The 21,491-nt window shown below is 72.0% G+C and carries 19 protein-coding genes; 4 read left to right on the top strand and 15 right to left on the bottom strand.

Features of this window, described 5'->3' with window-relative positions; all coding sequences use genetic code 11:
* Window positions 1-154: 154 nt before the first annotated feature.
* From AC07VX_RS04475 to AC07VX_RS04430, 10 genes are all read right to left on the bottom strand, one after another.
* Window positions 155-1,114 carry a peptide ABC transporter ATP-binding protein gene (locus AC07VX_RS04475; RefSeq protein WP_493162899.1) on the bottom strand — a complete coding sequence of 320 codons (960 nt, stop codon included), beginning with the start codon at window positions 1,112-1,114 and terminating at the stop codon, window positions 155-157.
* Window positions 1,107-2,057 (bottom strand): ABC transporter ATP-binding protein, encoded by a 951-nt coding sequence (locus AC07VX_RS04470; protein WP_493162900.1) that lies wholly within the window; start codon window positions 2,055-2,057, stop codon window positions 1,107-1,109. The genes AC07VX_RS04475 and AC07VX_RS04470 overlap by 8 nt, the downstream gene beginning before the upstream one ends.
* Window positions 2,057-2,953, bottom strand: coding sequence for an ABC transporter permease subunit (locus AC07VX_RS04465; RefSeq protein WP_493162901.1), 897 nt, complete (start codon window positions 2,951-2,953; stop codon window positions 2,057-2,059). Before AC07VX_RS04465 ends, AC07VX_RS04470 begins: the two co-directional genes overlap by 1 nt.
* Window positions 2,953-3,966, bottom strand: coding sequence for an ABC transporter permease (locus AC07VX_RS04460; RefSeq protein ID WP_493162902.1), 1,014 nt, complete (start codon window positions 3,964-3,966; stop codon window positions 2,953-2,955). Before AC07VX_RS04460 ends, AC07VX_RS04465 begins: the two co-directional genes overlap by 1 nt.
* Window positions 3,966-4,883, bottom strand: a complete 918-nt coding sequence (locus tag AC07VX_RS04455) for an N-acetylmuramoyl-L-alanine amidase (protein WP_493162903.1) — start codon at window positions 4,881-4,883, stop codon at window positions 3,966-3,968. The genes AC07VX_RS04460 and AC07VX_RS04455 overlap by 1 nt, the downstream gene beginning before the upstream one ends.
* 145 nt (window positions 4,884-5,028) lie before the next feature.
* A complete protein-coding gene (locus AC07VX_RS04450; RefSeq protein WP_493162904.1) occupies window positions 5,029-5,676 on the bottom strand; it encodes a glutathione S-transferase family protein in 648 nt (215 codons plus the stop codon).
* A gap of 76 nt (window positions 5,677-5,752) precedes the next feature.
* Window positions 5,753-6,271: a DUF2894 domain-containing protein gene (locus AC07VX_RS04445; protein ID WP_493163827.1), complete on the bottom strand. Its 519-nt coding sequence runs from the start codon at window positions 6,269-6,271 to the stop codon at window positions 5,753-5,755.
* A gap of 2 nt (window positions 6,272-6,273) precedes the next feature.
* The gene (locus AC07VX_RS04440) at window positions 6,274-6,933 is read right to left on the bottom strand and encodes an OmpA family protein (protein ID WP_493162905.1); all 660 of its coding nucleotides are present in this window, start codon (window positions 6,931-6,933) and stop codon (window positions 6,274-6,276) included.
* On the bottom strand, window positions 6,926-9,484 hold the full coding sequence (locus AC07VX_RS04435) for a hypothetical protein (protein WP_493162906.1): 2,559 nt from the start codon (window positions 9,482-9,484) through the stop codon (window positions 6,926-6,928). The genes AC07VX_RS04440 and AC07VX_RS04435 overlap by 8 nt, the downstream gene beginning before the upstream one ends.
* Window positions 9,481-10,158 carry a DUF3348 family protein gene (locus AC07VX_RS04430; protein ID WP_493162907.1) on the bottom strand — a complete coding sequence of 226 codons (678 nt, stop codon included), beginning with the start codon at window positions 10,156-10,158 and terminating at the stop codon, window positions 9,481-9,483. Before AC07VX_RS04430 ends, AC07VX_RS04435 begins: the two co-directional genes overlap by 4 nt.
* Before the next feature lie 104 nt (window positions 10,159-10,262).
* On the opposite strand from AC07VX_RS04430, the gene dmeF reads away from it, so the two are divergent.
* Complete coding sequence (gene dmeF / locus AC07VX_RS04425) at window positions 10,263-11,222, top strand: CDF family Co(II)/Ni(II) efflux transporter DmeF (RefSeq protein ID WP_493162909.1); 960 nt, start codon at window positions 10,263-10,265, stop codon at window positions 11,220-11,222.
* Entirely contained in the window at window positions 11,219-12,310 is a 1,092-nt protein-coding gene (locus AC07VX_RS04420) for a threonine aldolase family protein (RefSeq protein WP_493162910.1), read from the top strand. The genes dmeF and AC07VX_RS04420 overlap by 4 nt, the downstream gene beginning before the upstream one ends.
* On the opposite strand, the gene AC07VX_RS04415 is transcribed toward AC07VX_RS04420, so the two are convergent.
* On the bottom strand, window positions 12,301-14,391 hold the full coding sequence (locus tag AC07VX_RS04415) for a phosphocholine-specific phospholipase C (RefSeq protein ID WP_493162911.1): 2,091 nt from the start codon (window positions 14,389-14,391) through the stop codon (window positions 12,301-12,303). The genes AC07VX_RS04420 and AC07VX_RS04415 overlap by 10 nt on opposite strands.
* Before the next feature lie 107 nt (window positions 14,392-14,498).
* Between AC07VX_RS04415 and AC07VX_RS04410 the strand changes: the two genes are divergently transcribed.
* Window positions 14,499-16,145, top strand: a complete 1,647-nt coding sequence (locus AC07VX_RS04410; protein WP_493162912.1) for an acyl-CoA synthetase — start codon at window positions 14,499-14,501, stop codon at window positions 16,143-16,145.
* A 20-nt stretch (window positions 16,146-16,165) separates the two neighbouring features.
* Here AC07VX_RS04410 and infA read toward each other — a convergent pair whose 3' ends face one another.
* The 3 genes from infA to AC07VX_RS04395 form a co-directional block, all read right to left on the bottom strand.
* Window positions 16,166-16,423, bottom strand: a complete 258-nt coding sequence (gene infA / locus AC07VX_RS04405) for a translation initiation factor IF-1 (RefSeq protein ID WP_493162913.1) — start codon at window positions 16,421-16,423, stop codon at window positions 16,166-16,168.
* A gap of 88 nt (window positions 16,424-16,511) precedes the next feature.
* The gene (locus tag AC07VX_RS04400) at window positions 16,512-16,790 is read right to left on the bottom strand and encodes a hypothetical protein (RefSeq protein WP_493162914.1); all 279 of its coding nucleotides are present in this window, start codon (window positions 16,788-16,790) and stop codon (window positions 16,512-16,514) included.
* 18 nt (window positions 16,791-16,808) lie between these two features.
* Complete coding sequence (locus tag AC07VX_RS04395) at window positions 16,809-17,021, bottom strand: cold-shock protein (RefSeq protein ID WP_493162915.1); 213 nt, start codon at window positions 17,019-17,021, stop codon at window positions 16,809-16,811.
* Between the two features lie 446 nt (window positions 17,022-17,467).
* Between AC07VX_RS04395 and AC07VX_RS04390 the strand changes: the two genes are divergently transcribed.
* Window positions 17,468-20,815 (top strand): PAS domain-containing protein, encoded by a 3,348-nt coding sequence (locus AC07VX_RS04390; protein WP_493162916.1) that lies wholly within the window; start codon window positions 17,468-17,470, stop codon window positions 20,813-20,815.
* Here the strand turns inward: AC07VX_RS04390 and trhA are convergent.
* Complete coding sequence (gene trhA, locus AC07VX_RS04385) at window positions 20,806-21,477, bottom strand: PAQR family membrane homeostasis protein TrhA (RefSeq protein ID WP_493162917.1); 672 nt, start codon at window positions 21,475-21,477, stop codon at window positions 20,806-20,808. The two genes, AC07VX_RS04390 and trhA, sit on opposite strands and share 10 nt — an antisense overlap.
* Window positions 21,478-21,491: the final 14 nt, after the last annotated feature.

Here is a 21,491-nt window from a genome sequence, read left to right as displayed (position 1 = left end):
TATGTCTCCGCGTTGCTGAACGTGAAGATTCTTGCGATGCCAGGGGCGCCGCAGCAAAGGTCAGGCCCGCGAAATCGGCACCGCAGCAACATTCCGCGCATGACGGAATGACGCCGTGGCATGTGCGGCGGTTATGCCCTGCGGCGCGCTGTCCCTAAACGACGTGACAGGCCACGCGCCGGCCGTCCACTTCGCGCAGCTGCGGCACCTCGTCGGCGCAGCGCGCCTGGGCCAGCGGGCAGCGTTTGTGGAAGGCACAGCCGCTGGGCGGATTCAGCGGGCTGGGCAGCTCGCCGTGGATGACGATGCGCTCGCGCCGGTCGGCCCGCCGCAGCGCCGGCGTGGCGCTCATCAGCGCCCGCGTGTAGGGGTGCAGCGGCGCGGCGAAGAGGCGCTTCTTTTCGCCCACCTCCACGGCCGCGCCGAGGTACATCACCATCACCTCGTCGGCCACATGCTCGACGACCGAGAGGTTGTGCGAGATGAAGACGTAGCCCGTGCCGAATTCGTCCTGCAGGTCCATGAAGAGATTCAGGATCTGGGCCTGGATGGACACGTCCAGCGCGCTCACCGGCTCGTCGGCGACGACGATGCCCGGATTCAGGATCATGGCCCGCGCGATGGCGATGCGCTGGCGCTGGCCGCCCGAGAACATGTGCGGATACCGGCGCAGGTGCTCGGGCCGCAGGCCCACCTTGGCCGCCAGCGCGGCCACACGCTCCTGGCGCTCGGCGGCCGAAAGCGGCGTGTTGATCAAGAGCGGCTCGGCCAGCGTCGTCGCGATGGTCTTGCGCGGGTTCAGCGAGGCGAACGGGTTCTGGAACACCATCTGCACGTCGCGGCGCAGGGCCTTGAGCGTGGCGGCATCGGCCGTCGCGGCGTCGGTCCCGCGGATCTTCAGCGTGCCGCGTGTCGGTGGCTCGATCAGCGTCAGCTGCCGCGCCAGCGTGCTCTTGCCGCAGCCGGACTCCCCGACAACGGCCAGCGTCTTCCTCGCGGCCAGCGAGAAGCTCACGCCATTGAGCGCCTTCACCGTGGCCTTGGGCCGGAACAGGCCGCGGCTGACGCTGTAGTGCCGGGCGAGGTCGTTGGCTTCGAGGAGCAGCTCAGACATGGGCGGCCTCCTCGACGGGGAAGAAGCAGCGCACGCCGTTTTCCAGAAGCGGCCGCTCGGCGCGGCAGCGGTCCTGTGCACGCGGGCAGCGCGGGCTCAGCAGGCAGCCCGCGGGCCGGTCCAGCGCACCGGGCACGATGCCGGGCAGGGCCGACAGGCGCCGCGCGCCCTTGTTGTGCTCGGGGATCGCGGCCAGCAGCGCGTGCGTGTAGGGGTGGCGGGGTGCGTCGAAAAGATCGGGAACGGGGCCGGTCTCGACGATCTGGCCGGCGTACATGACGGCCACGCGCTGGGCCATTTCGGCCACCACGGCGAGGTCGTGGGTGATCATGATCAGGCCCATGCCCTGCTCGCGCTGCAGCTTCAGCAGCAGGGCCATGATCTGGGCCTGGATGGTCACGTCCAGCGCCGTCGTCGGCTCGTCGGCGATCAGCAGCTTCGGGCCGCAGGCGATGGCCATCGCGATCATCACGCGCTGGTTCATGCCGCCCGACAGCTGGTGCGGGTAGGCATGGGCGCGGCTGGCCGCGTCGGGAATCTCGACGAGCTCCAGCAGCTCGACCACGCGCTGCTTCGCCGCGGCGCCACGCAGACTCAGGTGGGCCTTCAGCACCTCGGCGATCTGCGCGCCGACGGTGTAGCTGGGGTTGAGGCTGGTCAGCGCGTCCTGGAACACCATGGCCACGTCGTGGCCGATGAGCTTGCGGCGCTCGCCGGGCGACAGCTTCAGCAGGTCACGGCCCTGGAACTCGATGGCGTCCGCGCTGACCTTGCCCGGCGCGTCGATGAGGCCCATCAGCGCCAGCATGGTGACCGACTTGCCCGAGCCCGATTCGCCGACGATGCCCAGCAGCTCGCCAGCGTCCAGCGTGAGGTCCACGCCATCGACGGCGGGGAAGTTGCCGAACTGCACGCGCAGATTCCTGATGTTCAACAGGCGCATCAGGCGACTTTCTTCAGCTTGGGGTCGAGCGCATCGCGCAGCCCGTCGCCCATCAGGTTGATGGCCAGCACCGTGACGAGGATGGTCAGGCCCGGCAGCGTGACGACCCAGGGCGCGCGGGTGATGTAGTCCCGCGCGGCCGACAGCATCGTGCCCCACTCGGGCGTTGGCGCTTGTACGCCCAGGCCCAGGAAGCCCAGGCCCGCAGTTTCCAGGATGGCCGAGGAGAACGACAGCGTCGCGTTGACGATCAGCGGCGCCATGCAATTGGGCAACACGGTGATGAACATCAGCCGCCACACGCTCGCGCCGGCGACGCGGCTGGCGGTGACGTAGTCCCGCCCGATCTCGCCCAGCGCCGCGGCGCGCGTGAGCCGCACATAGCCCGGCAGCGCGCCGATGGCGATGGCGATGACGGTGTTGACCAGGCCCGGGCCGAGGATGGTGATGACGCAGATGGCCAGCAGCAGCGCCGGCAGCGCCAGCACGATGTCCATCACGCGCATGATGGCCGGCGACAGCCAGCGCTCGAAGAAGGCCGCCAGCAGGCCCAGCATCACGCCGGGCACGAGCGACATCAGCACGGCCGCCAGGCCGATGCCCAGCGACACCCGGCCGCCGTGCAGCAGCCGGCTCAGCATGTCGCGGCCCAGCTCGTCGGTGCCGAGCAGGAAGCGCGTGCTGCCGCCTTCGGCCCAGACGGGTGGCGTCAGCATGAAGTCGCGGTACTGCTCGATGGGGTCGTGCGGCGCGATCAGCGGCGCGAAGAGGGATGCCAGCGCGATCAGCGCGAACACGACGAGGGCCGCGAAGGCGCCGCGGTTGGCGGAGAACCCCTGCCAGAACTCGCGCAGCGGGCCGGGCGGCTCGACGGGTTTATCCAGCACGGCGCTCATCAGTGGCCCCCTCCGCGGATGCGCGGATTCACCACGCCGTAGAGCACATCCACGATCAGGTTCACGCCGATGAAGGTCAGCGCCGAGATCAGGATGCCGGCCTGCACGACGGGGTAGTCGCGTCGCGCGATGGAATCGATCAGCCACTTGCCGATGCCGGGCCACGAGAAGATGGTCTCGGTCAGCACCGCGCCGGCCAGCAGGCTGCCGGTCTGCAGGCCCACCACCGTCAGCACCGGGATCAGCGCGTTGCGCAGCGCGTGCACGACGACCACGCGCGTCGGCGACAGGCCCTTGGCGCGGGCCGTGCGAACGTAGTCCTCGCGCAGCACTTCGAGCATGCTGGAGCGCGTCATGCGCGCGACGACCGCCAGTGTGCTGGTGCCCAGCACCAGGGCCGGCAGGATGAGGTGCATGACGGCCGACTTGAACGCGCCTTCCTCGCCGCTCAGCCAGGCGTCGATGAGCATGAAGCCGGTGACGCGCTCGGGGTCGAACTCGATGCCGATGCGGCCCGACACCGGCGTCCAGCCCAGTTGCACCGAGAAGAACATGATGAGGATCAGCCCCCACCAGAACACCGGCATGGAGTAGCCGATGGTGGCCGTGCCCATGACGCCCTGGTCCAGCAGCGAGCCGCGCTTCAATCCGGCGCTGACGCCCAGCAGCAGCCCGAAGCCCACGGCGAAGAGCAGCGCGGCGCAAGCCAGCTCCACCGTGGCCGGGAACAGCGCCGCGAACTCCTTGCTGACCGGCTCGCGGCTCACGAGGCTCTGGCCCAGGTCGCCGTGGAGCAGCTTGCCGACGTAGTCCGCGTATTGCACCGGCAGCGGCTGGTCCAGCCCCATGCGCTTGACCAGCGCTGCGTGGGCCTCGGGGTCCAGCCGACGCTCGCCCATCATGACCTCGATGGGGTCGCCCGGCACGAGGCGGATCAGGCCGAAGGCGACGATCGTGATGCCGATCAGCGTCGGCACCAGCGTCGCCAGGCGCTTGAGCAGAAAGCCCAGCATCACCAGCGCGAGGTGTAGGGACGGGTCTCGCCCTCGGGGCTGCCGACCACCCGCATCGTGGCCGGCGTGGAGGCCACCTCGATCAACGCGGCCGTCTCGGCGTCCAGCGTGCCGGTGATGTCGCGCGGCCGGTATTTCATCTGGAAGGTGGACACGACTTCCTTGGTCAGCACGTCCATCTGCCCCGAGCGCGACACGTTGTAGCCGATGCGCGCCAGCCGCTCCTGCAGCCAGCCCGCGTCGCGCGGCGCGACCTCGTGCTCCAGCGTCTTCACGATGACGGCGGGACCGTCCGGCCAGGGAATGAGCCCCGCGTCGGCGAGCTGCTTCCACGGAAAGTTGGGGCCGGGGTCCTGCTTGCGGCCGGGGGCGATGTCGGCGTGGCCGATGATGCGCTCGGGGCGCACGCCGTGGCGCTTCTGGATGTCGCGCACCAGGGCGATCACCTCGTCCACCTGGGCCTGCGGGAAGGGCGCGTAGACGCGGCCGGCCGGCGTGTCGACATAGCCCGCGTTGACGATCTCGATGCCGATGGAGGCCGAGTTCAGGTTGGTGTTGCCGGCCCAGAAGCTGGCGCCGGCGTGCCAGGAGCGGCGGTTCTCGTCCACCAGCGCGTAGCTGGCCACCGGGTTGTCGCGCACCAGGTAGTGCGCCGAGACCTGGCCGCCCGTCGTCAGCACCTTGAGCGACTTTTCCCAGTCCAGCACCGTGTAGTGCAGCACGATGTAGAGAGCCCGGCTGTCCTGGTTCTGCGAGGTGTAGCTGCGGTCGATGTTGGGCGCGCGCACGGCAGCGCCCGGCGCCGTGGGCGCGGGCTGTGCGGGCAGCGGGGCGGGCGCCGGCGGCGTTGGCGCCACGCTGGCGCAGGCGCTGAGCAGCAGGGCCAGGGAGGCGGCAACGAGGGAGGTGGACTTCATGCAGGAGGCGAGGGCGGACGGCGTGGCCAGGCCCGGATTGTTGCAGCGCACCCGGGCCGCCGGCTCGGGGCCAGCCCTTGGGGGTCATGTCGGAGGACGATGCGGGTATGAGTGCAGGTGATGGTCGGCGCCCGCCGCTGCGCGCTCAGCCCGGCAGCGGCGGCAGCTCCGGCGCGTCCAGCCCCTCGAAGGGATGCGCCCAGGCCGGCAGCGCCATCAGCCGCGCATGCCAGGCCGCGACGGCCGGGTAGTCGGCCAGCGGCAGCCGGGCCACGTCGTTGTAGGGCAGGAAGACGGCCATGCGGAAGTCGGCATAGCTCAGGCCGCTGGCCAGCAGCCAGTCCTGGCGGCTCAGGTGGGCGTCGAGGATGGCCGCGGTCTCGTGGAAGCGCTCGGTGCCGCGCGCCACCAGGGCCTCGTCCAGCGGCCCGAGCCCGTAGCGCTGCTTGGTGCCGCGCTCGAAATGCACCATGTCGCAGGCGGCCATGAAGTTGTCGCGGCTCCAGCTGATCCAGCGGATCATGTCCGGCAGCTCGACGCCTGCGCGCCAGAACTCCGAGCCCACCCGCTGCGACAGCCGGCAGGCGATGGCATCGGCCTCGAACAGCGAGCTGCCGTCGGCCTCGACCAGGATTGGGACGCGCAGCGACGGGTTCAGCGACCTGAACTTCTCGGCCTGGCCCGGCGCCAGCGGGGCCGCGAACTCGTAGCTCACAGGGGCGGCCAGGTGCCGGGCTACGGCGACGGCCAGGCGCGGGTTGGGGTTGCGCGAGAAGTAGAGGATGGGTGTCATGCGGAGGACCTGGACGGCGGCAGCGTTGTCATCTTGGCGCCGCCACCCTGCCAGATCCTGTCAGCTGCCTCGGGGCTCAGCGACGGCGCGCAGTCGGCTTGCGGGCCGGCTTGGCTGCGGCTTCGGGCGTGGCCTGCAGCGGCGCCAGCGCTGCCAGCGCATCCAGCTGCGTCAGCAGGCGCTGCAGATAGTCGGGCGACAAGTCCTTCAGCTGCTGCAGCGCACGCGCCACCAGCACCTGGCTGTTCAGCGGCCCCAGGTGCTCCGGCACCGGCGCGCTGACCTCGGCGATGCGGCGTTGCACGCGCAACTCGCCCCAGGTGCGGCGGTGGGCCGCCACGTTGCGCAGCTCGGGGCCGGCCTGCAGCTCGGCGACGAGCTGGGTCAGCGGGCTCGCGGCGTTTGCGGGCGGCAGAGAAGGCGGGGACGCCGGCGGAGCCGAAGCGCGTTGCACCAGCCGGGCCACCAGCCGCTCGCGCAAGGGCCCCGATTGCGCCGCGGCCCGCCGCGCCAGCCCTTCCAGCACGCGCCGGCGCACCGGGTCGGGCTCGGTGCGGGCCTGCACCCAGGCGAGCGGGTCGTGCAGCGCGTTCATCGTCACGGGGCCGAGGCGGCCGCGCGTTTCGGGCGCGGGGTGGGCGCGATCTCCACGCGCCGGTTCAGCGCGCGGCCGGCCACGTCGTCGTTGGACGCCACCGGCTGCTGCGGCCCGAAGGCGGCGGCGAAGACGGCGTCCGGCGGCAGGCCCTCGGCCATCAGCGTGCGCGTGACGGTCAGCGCGCGCTGAGCCGACAGCTCCCAGTTGTCGGCGAACTTCTGCGGGCCGCCCTTGGTGCCGGTCAGCATGCCGCGGTCGTCGGTGAAGCCGCTCACCATCAGGATCTCGTCGCGCTGCGCGAGGTAGGTGCGCAGCGGCGTGGCCAGGCTCCTGATGAGCGCGCGGCCGTCGGCGTGCAGCTGGTCGGAGCCGATGGCGAACAGCACCGCGCCGCTGATGCCGATGCGGCCCTCCACCAGCGTGATGCGCCCGTCCGCCAGCGGGCCGGCCAGCGCGCGCTCCAGCGCCTCGCGCCGTGCCTGCTCGGCCTGGCGCTGGGCCACCTCGGCCTCCAGCTTGTTGGCCAGGTCCAGCTGGCCGACCAGGGCCGCGGCCAGCACCAGCACGAAGGCGCCGAGCACGCCGGCCATCAGGTCGCCGAAGGCGGCCCAGGCGGGCGTGCCGACACCTTCCTGCTCGATCTCCAGCGGCTCATCCATGCGCGGCCGCCCCCTGCAGCGCGTCCAGCACCTGCTTCTGCGAACCCAGGCACAGGTCGATGACCTCGCGGGCCTGGGCGACGTAGTAGCCCAGCTGCTCGTCGCTGCGGTTCATCGCACTGCCCAGGCGCTCCTCCAGCGCCGCCAGGTGCTGCACCAGCTGCGCGTTGGCGCCCTGGAACTGCTCGACGGCGGCGCTGAAGCCCTCGCCCAAGCTGCCCATCTCGGCGGCGCTGGCGGCGATGTTCGTCGCGGCCTCGGACAGGGCCTGGCCGGTGGCATCGGTCTGCGCGGTGAAGCGCTGGCCCAGGCTCTCCAGCTGGGTGACCGAGCTGCCCATCAGCGCGCTGACCTGCGAGGCCGTGCCGGCCAGCAGTGACTCGACCTGGCTGGCCGCGCCCTGCAGCAGGGCTTCCACCTGCGACGAGGTGCCGCCCACCAGCGTGTCCACGCGGCCGGCAGCCCCCGCCACCAGCGCATCCAGCGCCGCGCGCTGCTCGCCGGCGGCTTGCTGCAGCGAGGCCAGCAGCGTCGACACGGTCTGCATCAGCTCGGCGCGTTCGGCCAGGGCCGCACGGTCCTGGGCCTGGCTCTGGGCCAGCTGCTCGCGCAGCGCGGCCACCACTTCCACGGCGGCGCGCGGCGCCTCGCCGGCGGCCTTCAGCAGCGCGCCGGCCTCGGTCAGCGTCGTCTTCGCCTGGGCCTCCGTCTGGGCGACCAGGTCGCGGGTGTGCTGCAGCAGGCCATCGGCGAGCTGCTGCTGCTGGGCGAGCTGGGCGGCGCCTGCCGTCTGCAGCTCGGCGCGCCAGGCGGCCAGGCGCTCGGCATCGTGGCTGGCGTGGGCGGACTGCAGCTGGCCGTGGGCGGCGGCGATGGCGGCGATGGCCTGCTGGGTCTGGGCGGTGAAGCCGGCGGTCAGCTCGGTCAACGCGTCCTGAGCGCGCTGGCCGCTGGTGGTCAGCAGCTGCTGGGCGGCTTCGCGCTGGGCGGCCAGCAGGGCTTCGTTGGCCTCGCGCTGGCGTGCCAGGGCCTCGGCTTCGGTGCGAGCTTCGGCACGGCGTTGGGCGTCGAGTTCGCCTTGCAGCGCGGCATGACGGGTCTGGGCGTCGGCGATGCGGTCCAGCAGGTCCTGGGTCTGCGTGGCGAAGCCGGTGGTCAGCTCGGTCAGCGCGTTCTGGGCCCGGGCGCCGCTGTCGGCCAGCAGCTGCTGGGCGGCCTCACGCTGGGCCGCCAGCAGGCGCTCGTTCTCGGCGCGCTGCGCGGCCAGGGCCTGGTACTCGGCCTGCAGGTCGGCGCGGGCCTGGGTGTCGCGCTCGGCCTGGGCGGCCTGCTGGCGGGCCTGGGCGTCGGCGATGCGGTCGAGCAGGGCCTGCGTCTGAGCGGCGTGGCGCTCGGTGGTGGCGCTGAGCGCGGCGAGCAGCGCCTGCGCTTCGGCTGCGCTGCGTTCGGCCAGGCGTTCCGCGGCCTGGTGGGCGGCGGCGCTGCCGTCGGCCAGCAGCTTCAGTGCGGCCTCGCGCTGCTCGGCCAGTGCGCGGGCCTGGGCCTGGGCGGCGATCTCGCCCTGGCTGGCGATGCGGGCGGCGCCGGCCTCGAAGCTCGCGGCCAAGCCGCCGAGCTGCTGGCCGACCTGCGCGCCCACGCGCTCATGCAGGGCCGCGGCTTCGCGGGCGATGCCGGCCATGGCGGCCTCCGCCGCGGGCTGGATGGCGGCGCCGGCCAGGCGGGCGCTCTCGGCCAGGCTGTGGCGCAGCGACGTGTCCACGCTCGTGGCCAGCGCCGTGTAGGCCCGGCTCGTCTCGCCGTGGAACTGGCTGTTCTGCGCGGCGAGCTGGTCGGCCATCTGCCTGGCGTACTGCTGCAACTGGGCGACGAGTTCGAGCTGGTTGCGCTTCGCGGCCTCAGCCGCGGCAGCCTCGGCGGCCTGCTGCTCGACGGCGCGGCGGTGGGCGGCCGTCAACGGGCGCAGGCGGCCCAGCAGGGCCGCGTCCAGCCGGCCGGCCACGGCGGCGCGCTCGCGACGCGCCAGCGCCACCAGCAGGCCAAGCATGGCCGAGCCGGTCACGCCGGCCACGCTGGCGCTGAAGGCCAGGCCCAGGCCCTGCACGGGCGCGCCCAGCGCGTTGCGCAGGGCGGCGAGGTCGGCGGTCTGGCCCAGGGCCGACGCCGTGCTGCTCAGCGTGATGACCAGGCCGATGAAGGTGCCCAGCATGCCCAGCAGCACCAGAAGGCCGGCCAGGGCAGGCGCCAGCGCCAGGCCGGGCAGCGCCACGCGCAGGCCTTCCAGGCGTTGCTGCACGGCGGCGCGCAGCGCGGCGGGCAGGGTGTCGATCCAGGCCTCGCTCGGCTCGGCGGCCAGCGCCGTGTCCAGCTCGCGGCTGGCGCGGCGGAAGGCGCGCAGCTCCAGCGCGCCGAGCAGGAAGAAGGCGGCGATCAGCAGCGTCATCGCCAGCGCGACCGGGTGGTGGCGGCTGGCGGCCAGCGCGGCGCCGGCAATGCCCGCGAGGCCGGCGGCCAGCGCGAGGGGGTAGAGAGCGTTCAGGACACGGTTCATCGGGAGGCGTCGGTGTGCAGGGCTTCGATCAGCCCCAGCACCGGTTGAAGTCGGAGGTCGAGCTCGGCCAGCAGCGCGCGCTGCAGGTCGGCCCAGAAGGCGGCGCGCCAGCGGCGCGGGTCAGTGGCCTGATGGCGCTCGGCGCGCTTCGTCAGCAGTGCGGGCAGGCCGGCCAGGCGCTCGCGCTCCTGGGTGGCAATGGCGCGCTCGAACATCGCGTCCAGCTGGGCCAGGCGGGCCAGCGGGCCGGAGCTGTCGGCGAGGTGGGGGCGCAGGCGCTCGCGCAGCGTGCCGATGCGCGCCGCCATGCCACGCTGCTGCTGGGCGTGGTGCAGGCGGTAGGGCGCGAGCAGGTCGGCCAGCGGTACGCCCTCGGGCGCGGGCTCGGCCGACTCGCGCGCCAGCAGGGCGTCGTCGAAGGCAGCGGTCAGCTCGGCCTGCAGCCGCTGCAGGGCGGCATCGGCCCAGTCCCGCGCCCGGGCGCCGGCCGCGGCGTTGCTGCCGGCCGCGGGCGGCGTGGCCAGCACCTGGGACAGGCCGATGGCCTCCGCCCAGCCCAGCCAGCCGCCCAGCCGCTCGGCCACGGGCGCGGCGGGCACCGGCGCCACGCCCCATTGCAGCAGCAGCCGGGCCAGGGGCTCGGCGGCGTGGGGCTGCGAAAGGGAGGCTTGCATGGGGAGGGCCGCGCGAGGGAAAAAGGGCGAGATTTTAGTGAAGCCCCTGGCGACGGCCCCGGCGGGCCGGGCAGCCTTCATGCGGCCGGCGCAAAATGCCGGCCATGCACTCCCACGACCTGGCCGAATGGCGGCACGACCATGTTTTCGACACCGGCAACGCGGCCGCCGAGCGCGGCACGAAGCTGGTGATGTGGATCACTTTCGCGATGATGCTCGTGGAGATCGCCGCGGGCTGGTTCTACAACTCCATGGCGCTGCTGGCCGACGGCTTTCACATGAGCAGCCACGCGGTTGCCATCGGCCTGAGCGCCTATGCTTACGCGACCGCGCGCCGCCATGCCAGCGACCCTCGCTACGCCTTCGGCACCTGGAAGATCGAGGTGCTGGGCGGCTTCGCCAGCGCCGTCTTCCTGCTCGTCATCGTCGCGCTGATGGTCTATGGCTCGGTGGAGCGGCTGTTCAAGCCCGAGCCCATCCACTACCCCGAGGCGATGGCGATCGCGGTGCTGGGGCTGGTGGTGAACCTGGTCTGTGCGCTCATCCTCGGCAACGCCCATGACCATGGGCACCACCATCACGACCACGGGCATTCGCACGATCACGATCACCACCATCACCACCACGACCTCAACCTGAAGTCGGCCTACCTGCACGTCGTGGCCGACGCGGCCACCTCGGTCGCCGCCATCGCGGCGCTGGCCGGCGGCTGGTGGCTGGGCTGGGCCTGGCTGGACCCGGTCATGGGCATCGTCGGCGCCGTCGTCGTGGCGCTGTGGGCCAAGGGCCTGATCGCCGAGACCTCGAAGGTGCTGCTGGACCGCGAGATGGACCATCCCGTCGTGGACGAGATCCGCGAGGTCATCGCCGAACGCGGCGTGGCGGGCGAGACGCTGATCGCCGACCTGCACGTCTGGCGCGTCGGCCGCGCCACCTACTCGTGCGCGCTCAGCGTCGTCACGCACGACACGGCGCTCACGCCGCGGGACGTGCGCGACTGGCTGGCGGTGCACGAGGAAATCGTGCACGCCACCATCGAGATCCATCGCTGCGGGAAGCCGTGAGCCGCACCGACATCGAACTGCGCAACCGCTGCAGCCGCTGGCTCAACGGCCACCGCCCGCAGCGGTCCATGCGCGAGTCGCTGCTGGCCCTGGCCGACGTGCCCGAGGGCGCACTGCCGCCGGACGTCTACGGCGAGGGTGAGGCCCTCCAGCAGCTGGAGGCCGAGGTGGCAGCGCTGCTGGGCAAGCCGGCCGCGCGCTTCATGCACAAGGGCGTGGCGGCCCAGCTGGCGGCGCTGCGGGTGCACTGTGGCGAGGGCGACGGGCCGGTGGCCCTGCACCCGCAGAGCCACATCGCCATCGACGAGGCCGAGGCCTTCGAGAAGCTGATGGGGCTGCGAGGGTTGCGCATCGGCCGCATGGACCAGCCCAGCCACATCGAAGACCTGATGGCCGAGCCTGAGCCGCCGGCCGTCGTCACCATCGAGCTGCCGCTGCGCCGTGGCGGCTATGTGCTGCCGGCGTGGGAAGACCTCGTCATCCTCAGCGGCTGGTGCCGCACGGCGGGCGTGCCGCTGCACTTCGACGGCGCGCGGCTGTGGGAAGCCTCGGCCCACTACGGCCGCCCGCTGGCCGAGATCGCGGCGTTGGCCGACTCGGTCTACGTATCCTTCTACAAGGGCCTGGGCGGCCTGGCCGGCTGCGTGCTGGCGGGCCCGGCGGACTTCATCGAGAAGACCGCGCCCTGGCAGACCCGGCTGGCCGGCAACCTCTTCACGGTCTATCCCTTCGTGCTGAGCGCGCTGCAGGGCCTGCGCGCGCAGCTGCCGCGCATGCCGGCCTACCGCGCGCGGGCCCGTGCGCTGGCGGCCGTGCTGGCCGCCGAGCCCGGCTGGCGCCTGGCGCCGGAGCCGCCGCAGGTCAATGCCTTCCAGCTGCACCTGCCCGTGGCGCCCGAGGCCTTGCGCAAGTCCCTGCTGTCCGTCGCGCAGCGTGATGGCTTCTGGCTGGGCGCGCGGGCCGTGGCTTCGCAGCACATCGAGGGTGGCGCCATGGTGGAGGTCGTCATCGGTGACGCGGCCGAGGGCTGGACGGACGCCGAGGCACTGGCTGCCTGGCGCAGCGCCGTTCAGCTCGCTCAGGCCTGACGCGGCCCGCCCTGCCAGCTTTTCAGCTGGGCCTTGCCGTGCATGGCCGGGTCGCTGATCGAGGGGCTGCCGTTCTCGGCATGGCCGGCGGCGCGGCGGTGCCAGCCGGGCAGGGCCTCGCAGGCCACGGCCCAGTCGTACCAGCGGTGGGTTGGCAGCGCCAGCTCGACCGTTACCTCGCTACCGTCCGGCACGTCGACGCTGCGTGAGGCAGCGCCATAGGCCAGGTCGCGCAGCTCGAAGCGGCGCGCGGTGTCGCTGCGCAGCGTCCAGCGCAGCGAGCGGCCGTCGCGGGCGACGACGACATCGGCCTGCGGCAGGGCCGTGCCGGCCGGGTTGATGAGGTGGCGGTGCCAGCCGCCGGGGCCCAGCAGCCAGAGGTCCCGAGCGCCTGTCGGCCAGTCGGCCTCGACCTGCTCGCCGGCCGCCAGCGTGTAGCGCCGCGGCAGCGCGTCCAGGTGCAGGCGATCCATGGCGTGCAGCACGACGGCGCGGCCGGTGGGGTTGACCAGGCGCAGGCGCAGGCCGCCGTCGGGCAGAGCCGTGGTGCTGGCCTCGGGCCGCAGCTCCTGGGCGCGCAGCCTGCGCGAGCCCCGGCCCTGCACCGGCACGGCCAGTCGGGCCGGCGGCACGGGCTTGACCTGTTTGGGCAGGGCGCGGGCCTGCACGGCCAGGGGCTCGACATCGGGCAGCAGGCCCAGCGGCGGCGTGGCCTCGTTGCCCGCGAAGTCGAAGGCCGAGGTCAGGTCGCCGCAGACGGCGCGGCGCCAGGGCGAGATGTTGGGCTCCATCACGCCGAAGCGGGCTTCCAGGAAGCGCAGCACGGAGGTGTGGTCGAACACCTCCGAGCAGGTCCAGCCGCCGCGGCTCCAGGGCGACACGACGAACATCGGCACGCGCGGGCCCAGCGCCAGCGGGCGGCCCAGCAGGGCCTCGTCGCGCGGCTCTTGGTGGCGGGCCGACAGGCGCTCGTGGTACTCGCCTTCGGTGGAAACGCTGCAGTGGCCGGCCGGGCGGCCGGCGGCGTCGCGCGAGGGCACGGCGGGCGGGGGCATGTGATCGAACCAGCCGTCGTTCTCGTCGTAATTGATGAACATTACCGTGCGCGCCCAGACGGCGGGGTCGGCGGTCAGCGCGTCCAGAACCTTGGCGATGTAGCTGGCGCCCTGGGCAGGGCTGGACGTGGCCGGGTGCTCCGAGCCCTCGGCGGTGCCGACGATCCAGCTCACGGCCGGCAGCCGGCCGGCCAGCACGTCGGCGCGCAGCCGGTCCAGGCCGGCGTCGGCCACGCCGCGGGCGCGCAACTCGGGGCTGTGGCCGTCGCGGCCGAAGTGCGCGTCGCGGAAGACCTGGAAGCTGGCCAGGGAGTTGTCGTCGAAGTTGTCGGCCAGCACCTGGTAGACCTGCCACGGCAGGCCGGCGGCCTGCAGGCGCTCGGCATAGGTCGTCCAGCGGTAGCTCGGCGCGCTGCCGTCGGCGGGACCGAAGCCTTCCAGGTCGTTGAACAGGGCCGGGCCGCCGCCCGCGCCGGTGGGGTCGATGGTGCCAGTGTTGAGGTAGTAGCGGTTGGGGTGGGTGCCGCCCTGGAAGCTGCAGTGGTAGGCGTCGCAGAGGGTGAAGGCCTCGGCCAGGGCGGTGTGGAAGGCGATGTCCTCCAGGCCGTAGTGGGCCATGGCGTGGTCGTGCTTGTGGGCCGGCCACTGGCTCATGCGGCCGTGGTCCCAGGCGAGCTGGGCGTCGGGCCAAGTATGGGGCGTGCCGTGCAGGCGCATCAGCGCCGGGCGGGCGCGGGTGTCGAGGCGGAAGGGCCGCAGCGGTTGGCCGTCCTTGGCGCGCGGCTGGGTCCAGACCGTGCCGCCGCCAGGCGTGGGCAGGGGGAAAGGGTCGGCGAAGCCGCGCACGCCGGGCAGGCTGCCGAAGTAGTGGTCGAAGGCCCGGTTCTCCTGCATCAGCACGACGATGTGCTGCACGTCCTGCAGCGTGCCGGTGCTGCGTGCGGGCGCGATGGCGCGGGCCTTGTCGATGATGCCCATCAGGCCGGCGGCACCGGCTTGCGCGAGGAACTGGCGGCGTTGCGTCATGGAGAGGTGGGGCGCTGGCAGGGTGGCCAGTACACCACGGGATGTCAGCTTCCCCGTAAGCCCGCGGGCCTAGGCTGGGCGCAGTTGCAGCTTTGCAGGACCCGCCCATGACCCGCACCAGCCCCTACCAGACCGGCCTCGACAGGAACGCCGCCAACCATGTGCCGCTGTCGCCGCTGAGCTTTCTCGGCCGCGCGGCGGCGGTGTTTCCGGAGCGCGTGGCGCTGATCCACGGCGAGCTGCGCCAAACCTGGCGCGAGACCGAGGCGCGCTGCCGCCGCCTGGCCAGCGCGCTGGCGGCCCATGGCGTGGGCCCGGGCGTGACCGTGGCGGCCATGCTGCCCAACACGCCGGCGATGTTCGAAGCCCACTACGGCGTGCCCATGGCCGGCGGCGTGCTGAACACGCTGAACACCCGGCTGGACGCCGAGGCCATCGCCTTCATGCTGGAGCACGGCGAGGCGCGCGTGCTGCTGGTGGACCCGGAATTCGCCAGCGTCGTCGGCCGTGCGCTGCAGGCCGTGGAGCCGCGCCACCGGCCGCTGGTCATCGACGTGCTGGACAGCGCCGCGCCCGAGGCGCCGCGCCTGGGCACGCTGAGCTACGAGGAGCTGCTGGCCCAGGGCGACCCTTCGGCGCCGTGGCAGCTGCCGGGCGACGAGTGGGACGCCATCGCGCTGAACTACACCTCGGGCACGACGGGCAACCCCAAGGGCGTGGTCACCCACCACCGCGGCGCGTATCTCAACGCGGCCAACAACGTCATCGCCTGGCAGCTGCCGGACCACCCAGTCTATCTGTGGACGCTGCCGATGTTCCACTGCAACGGCTGGTGCTTCCCTTGGACCATGGCCCTGGTGGGCGGCACCAGCGTCTGCCTGCGGCGCGTGGACCCGGCGCTGGTGTGGCAGTTGATGCAAGAGCACGGCGTGACGCATCTGTGCGGTGCGCCCATTGTTTACAGCATGCTCATCAACGCGCCGGCCGAAGCGCGCGGCCAGCTGCAGCGCGTCGTGCGGGGGCTGATCGCCGGCGCGCCGCCGCCGGCGGCCGTGCTGGAGGGCTGCGAGGCGGCGGGCATCGCCATCACGCATGTCTACGGACTCACCGAGGTCTACGGCCCGGCGGCCGTGTGCGTGCAGCAGGAACACTGGGCGGAACTGCCGCCAGCCGAACGCGCGCGGCTCAATGGCCGCCAGGGCGTCAGCTACCCGCTTCAGGAGGCCGTCACGGTGCTGGACCCGGACACACTCAAGCCCGTGCCTGCCGACGGCGAGACCATGGGCGAGATCTGCTTCCGCGGCAACGTGGTGATGAAGGGCTACCTGAAGAACGAGCGGGCCACCGAGGAGGCCTTCGCCGGCGGCTGGTTCCACACCGGCGACCTGGCCGTGGTGCAGCCCGACGGCTACATCAAGATCAGGGACCGCAGCAAGGACGTCATCATCTCCGGCGGCGAGAACATCAGCTCGGTGGAGGTCGAGGATGTGCTGCACCGCCACCCGGCGGTGATGCTGGCGTCGGTGGTGGCCCTGCCCGACGCGAAGTGGGGCGAGGTGCCCTGCGCTTACGTCGAGCTCAAGCCGGGGGCGAGCGCGAGCGAGGCGGAGATCGTCGAGTTCTGCCGCGGCCAGCTGGCGCGCTTCAAGGTCCCGAAGCGCGTGGTGTTCGCCGAACTGCCCAAGACCTCGACGGGCAAGATCCAGAAGTTCGTGCTGCGCGAGCGCGCGAAGTCGGCCAGCGCCATCGAGTGATGGCGCCGGGCCGAAAGGCCTCAGCGGCGGGCGCCGCCGGTGGGCGCCGGGCGCGGACCGCCCAGGTGACGGAAGGTGATGCGGCCCTTGCTCAGGTCATAGGGCGACATCTCCAGCGACACGTTGTCGCCGGCCAGGATGCGGATGTGATGCTTGCGCATCTTGCCGCCGGTGTAGGCGATGACCTTGTGGCCATTCGTCAGCGTCACGCGGAAGCGCGAATCGGGCAGGATTTCGTCGACGACGCCGTGCATTTCGATCAGTTCTTCTTTGGCCAAGTGTGGGGCTCCGTTTGCGATGGTTAAGACGGGGGCCGGGCACGAGGCCCTGCCGGCACGTGGTGCGGCCGCTGACCGCGGGCGCTGCTCAATGGCAGCGCGCCCAGGCGAGGCCTTCGGCCCGGGCATAGCGCAATGCCGCCTTCGGGCTGATGAACTGCGGCGTGAAGCGCATGACGCGATCCACGCTGGCCATGCCGCGACCGGAGCGGATCGACACCAAGGCGTCGAAGCCGCCGCCCGCGCGGGCCTGGGTCATGGGTGAAACGAGAAAACGTCCCACCTCGATGTTGTTGTTCTTCATGTTGTTGTTCTTCTTTTGGGTGAGTGCCGCGCCGGCCTGTGCCGGTTGCGGCGTCGGGCGCACGAGGCGCCCGGGCACGGATTAGAGCGTGCGGATGTTGGAGGCCTGCGGGCCCTTGGCACCTTGCGTCGCTTCGAACGACACCTTGGCGCCTTCGGCCAGCGAGCGGAAGCCGCCGCCGTTCTTGATTTCGCTGTGGTGGGCGAAGAGGTCCTTGCCGCCGCTGTCAGGCGTGATGAAGCCGAAGCCCTTGCCGTCGTCGAACCACTTCACGGTGCCGGTTTCTGTAGTCATGGTGTTTCCTTTGGGAATGCGTAGATGGATAAAAACCCTCCGCCGGCGTCATGCCGTGCAGAGACAGAAACACTCAAGAACACTCACCGGGAGTTGAAGCTGTAGCGAGCCGCTCGCAAGAAGGGCCAGGGGGTGGCCAGCGGGGCTGCAGATAAGACCTTGAGGAAACGGTCTTGTGCGAATCTATGCCGTTAATGTAGCAGCCGTGTCAAGCCCCCCGGCCGCCGGGGTCGATTCGGCCGGTATCGGGCATGGCGGCGGGCGGTTGAAACCGTTGCCACCGCCGCCGCCATGACATTGGCACTGTGGCGCGTTTGCCCGGCTTATCGGCCGCCCTGCAAACGTTGTAGATTGGGGCGGGTTTCGCGCAGGCGCCGGCAAGAAGGCGCCGCGGCCCGGCAAACACGAGGAGCGGGCGCCACCCGGCGACCGGCCCAGGAGGCGACATGATCCCAGCGGCCCTGCCCGCGGACGAAGCCGCGCGCCTGCAGGCGCTGCGGCAACTGGCCGTTCTGGACACGCCGGCCGAGCCCGTCTTCGACGGGCTCGCGCGCACCGCGGCGGCAGCCTGTGGCGTGCCCGTTGCGCTGCTCTCGCTGGTGGACGCGCAGCGGCAGTGGTGCAAGGCCTGCGTCGGCCTGCCTGCAATCACGCAGGCGCCGCGCGAGCAGGCCTTCTGCGCGCATGCCATCCTGGAGGCCGGCATCTTCGAAGTGCCGGACGCCGCCGCCGACCCGCGCTTCGCCGACAACCCGCTGGTCACCGGCGAGCCCGGCATCCGCTTCTACGCCGGCGTGCCGGTGCGCCTGGGTGACGGCGCGGCGGTGGGCACCCTCTGCGTCATCGACCGCGTGCCACGCCGGCTCGACGACCGCCAGCGGCAGGTGCTGTCCGAGCTGGGCCAGGCCGCTGCGGCGCTGCTGGCTGCCCGCCGGAACGCGCTGGCCCTGGCCAAGAGCGAGTCACGCTACCGCGCGCTGGCGGAGCTCTCGCCCGCCGGCCTGTTCCTGGGCGACGCCGAGGGCCTGTGCACCTACACCAACCCGCGCTGGCAGGAAATCCACGGGCTGGGCCTGGAGGACAGTCTCGGCCTGGGCTGGATGCGCGTCGTGGAGCCGGCCGAGCTGGAACGCCTGGGCGCGGCCTGGCAGGCGGCGGTGCAGCAGAGGCAGCTGTTCGACGAGGTCATGACCATCCGCCGGCCCGGCGGCGGGTGCCTGAGCGTGCGCAGCCGCTCCGCGCCGCAGTTCGACGCCCAGGGGCGCATGACCGGCTTCGCGGGCCTGGCCGAAGACGTCACCGAGGCCCGCGTGCAGCAGGAGCGGCTGCTGGACGAGCGCCAGTACCTGGCCTCGGTCATCGAGAGCACCGGCGTGGGCACCTGGGAATGGCATGTGCCCAGCGGTGCCTTGCGCATCAACGAGCGCTGGGCCGACATCCTCGGCCATGGGCAGCAGGAGCTGGAGCCGGTGTCCATCGAGACCTGGCGCCGCCTCGTCCACCCCGAGGACCTGGCGCGTGCCGAGGCTGCGCTGCAGCGGCATCTGAGTGGCGAGGCGAGCCAGTACCGCTGCGAGTTCCGCATGCGCCACAAGGCCGGGCACTGGGTCTGGGTGCTGGCCGTCGGCCGCGTGCTGACGCATGGGCCGGACGGCACGCCCGAGTGGGCCTTCGGCACCCACCTGGATTTCTCCGAGCAAGTGAGCCACCGCGAGGCCGCCGAGCTGGCCCGGCGGCGCATGGAGCTGGCGCTGGAGGGCGGCGGCGTGGGCCTGTGGGAATACGACGTCGCGCGCAACACCTTGAGCTGGCAGCGGCGCCTGTTCCCGCTGTACGGCCTGCCGGAGGAGACGGGGCGGCTGGACTACCCGCAATGGCTGGCCATGCTGCACCCCGACGACCGCGCGCGCGTCGAGGCCGAGGTGAGGGCGGTCCTCCTCGGGCAGCGCGACTACGACGTGCATTTCCGCATCGTGCGGCCCGACGGCGCCGTGCGCCACCTGCATTCCGTGGCCCGTGCCCGGCTGGACGGCCAGGGCCGCGTGGCCGGCCTCGTCGGCACCACCTCGGACGACACCGAGCTCAAGGAGCTCGGGGCCGAGCTGGCCGAGCAGCATGAGCTCATGCGCGTGACGCTGGAATCCATCGCCGACGGCGTCATCACCACCGACGGGCATTGCCGCGTCACCTGGATGAATCCCGTCTCGGTGCGCATGACCGGCTGGCTCGTCGCCGAGGCCATTGGCCGGCCGCTGGACGAAGTCTTCCTCATCCGCTCCGAGGAAACGCGGGCGCCGGCGCCCAACCCCGTGCAGGCCTGCCTGGCCAGTGGCGAGGTCACCTGCCACAGCCCGCTCACCGTGCTGGTGTCGCGCAGCGGCGAGCACTTTGGCGTGGAGGAATCGGCCGCGCCCATCCGCGACGCGCGCGGGCGCCTGCTGGGCGCCGTGCTCGTCTTCCACGACGTGACCGAGCAGCGGCGCCTGAGCTCGGAGATGACCTACCGCGCCAAGCATGACGCACTGACCGGCCTCGTCAACCGCCAGGAATTCGAGCACCGGCTGCGCCGCGCGCTCGACCAGGCGCACCGCGACAACGCCTGCCACACGCTGCTCTTCATCGACCTCGATCAGTTCAAGCTCGTCAACGACGCCTGCGGCCACCAGGTGGGCGACCAGCTGCTCAAGCAGATGGCGCAGATGCTCGCCAGCGCGCTGCGCTCGCGCGACACGCTGGCCCGGCTGGGCGGGGACGAATTCGCAATCGTGCTGGAGCAGTGCACCAGCGAGCAGGCCCGGCGCGTGGCGCAGCAGATCTGCGACCGCATGGACGAGTTCCGCTTCGTGCACGATGGCCGGCGCTTTCGCATCGGCGCCAGCATCGGCCTGGTGCAGATCGACGCCCGCTGGAGCGAACTGGCCGATCTGCTCAAGGCCGCCGACGCCGCCTGCTACGCCGCCAAGGAGGCCGGCCGCAACCGCGTGCACATCTGGTACCAGTCCGACCGCATGATCCTGGAGCGCAGCGGCGACATGCAGTGGGCCACGCGGCTCACGCAGGCCATCGACGAGGACCGGCTGGTGCTGTTCGGCCAGCGCCTGCAGCCTCTTGGTGCCGCGGCCGGCGGCCTGCACGTCGAAGCCCTGGTGCGCATGCGCCAGCCCGACGGCAGCCTGACGCTGCCGGGCAGCTTCCTGCCCGCCACCGAGCGCTTCGGCCTCGCGCCGAGGCTGGACCGCTGGGTGGTGGGCGAGGCGCTGCGCTGGCTGCGCGCGCATGGCGCGGCCTGCGGCCTGGCCTGCCTGCATGTGAACCTGTCGGCCCAGTCGCTGGCCGATGCCAGCTTCTGCCGCGACATCCTGGCCGTGCTGGAGGATGCGGGCGCCACGGCCTGCCGTGCGCTGTGCTTCGAGATCACCGAGACCGTGGCCCTGGCCAACCTCGCCGAGCTGGCCGGCTTCGTCGACGGCGTGCGCGCCCGTGGCGCCCGCGTGGCGGTGGACGACTTCGGCGCCGGCGCCTCACACTTCGGCTATCTGCGCTCGCTGAAAGTGGATCTCATCAAGGTCGACGGCCAGTTCATCAAGGGCATGCTGCACGACCCGCTGGACGACGCCTCGGTGCGCGGCTTTCTCGAAGTGGCCAAGGTGCTGGGCGTGCAGACGGTGGCCGAGTTCGTTGACGAGGAGGCCGTGCTGGCCCGCGTGCGCGAGCTGGGCTTCGACTTCGCCCAGGGCTTTCACATCGGCCGGCCCCAGCCGCTGCAGGCCTGCGCCGCAGCGCCTCAGCCGTAGGCGTAGAACAGCGCCGCGAAGAAGTGGCAGACGCTGCCGCCCAGCACGAACAGGTGCCACACGAAGTGGGCGTAGCGCAGCCGGTTGTCCAGCAGGAAGACGATGGCGCCCAGCGTGTAGCTCAGGCCGCCCGCCACCAGCAGGGCCAGTCCCGCCGCCGGCATGCGCTCCACCAGCGGCCCCACGGCGAACACCACCACCCAGCCCATGGCCAGGTACAGCAGCGTGGACACCAGCGGCTGGCGCAGCCGGTTCAGCAGCTTGATCGCCACGCCGAATGCGGCCGCGGCCCAGACGGCGATCAGCAGCGTGATGCCCGGCCCGGTGTGCAGCACGCCCAGCGTGAAGGGCGTGTAGCTGCCGGCAATGAAGACGTAGATGGCCGCGTGGTCCAGCCGGTTCAGCCAGGCCTTGACGCGGCCATTGGCCAGCGAGGCCGGCAGTGCGTGGTAGAGCGTGGAGATGCCGTAGAGCAGGATCATCGTCGCCGCGAAGATGGCGGCGGCCGCCACGTCGGCCACGCCGCCGCGGTCCGCCGCGCGCGTCACGAGGATGGGCAGGGCGGCCACGGCCAGCAGGGCGCCCAGGCCGTGGCTGATGGCGTTGGCGACCTCTTCGCCGAGGGTCTGGGGGCGGTCTTGGGTGGGGGCTGGGTACAACATGGTCGTCTCGAACT

This window comes from Roseateles sp. GW821-FHT03B02 (genome assembly GCF_059421025.1).
Note: the sequence above shows the minus strand (reverse complement) of the source record. Positions and strands in the feature narration are given on the sequence as shown.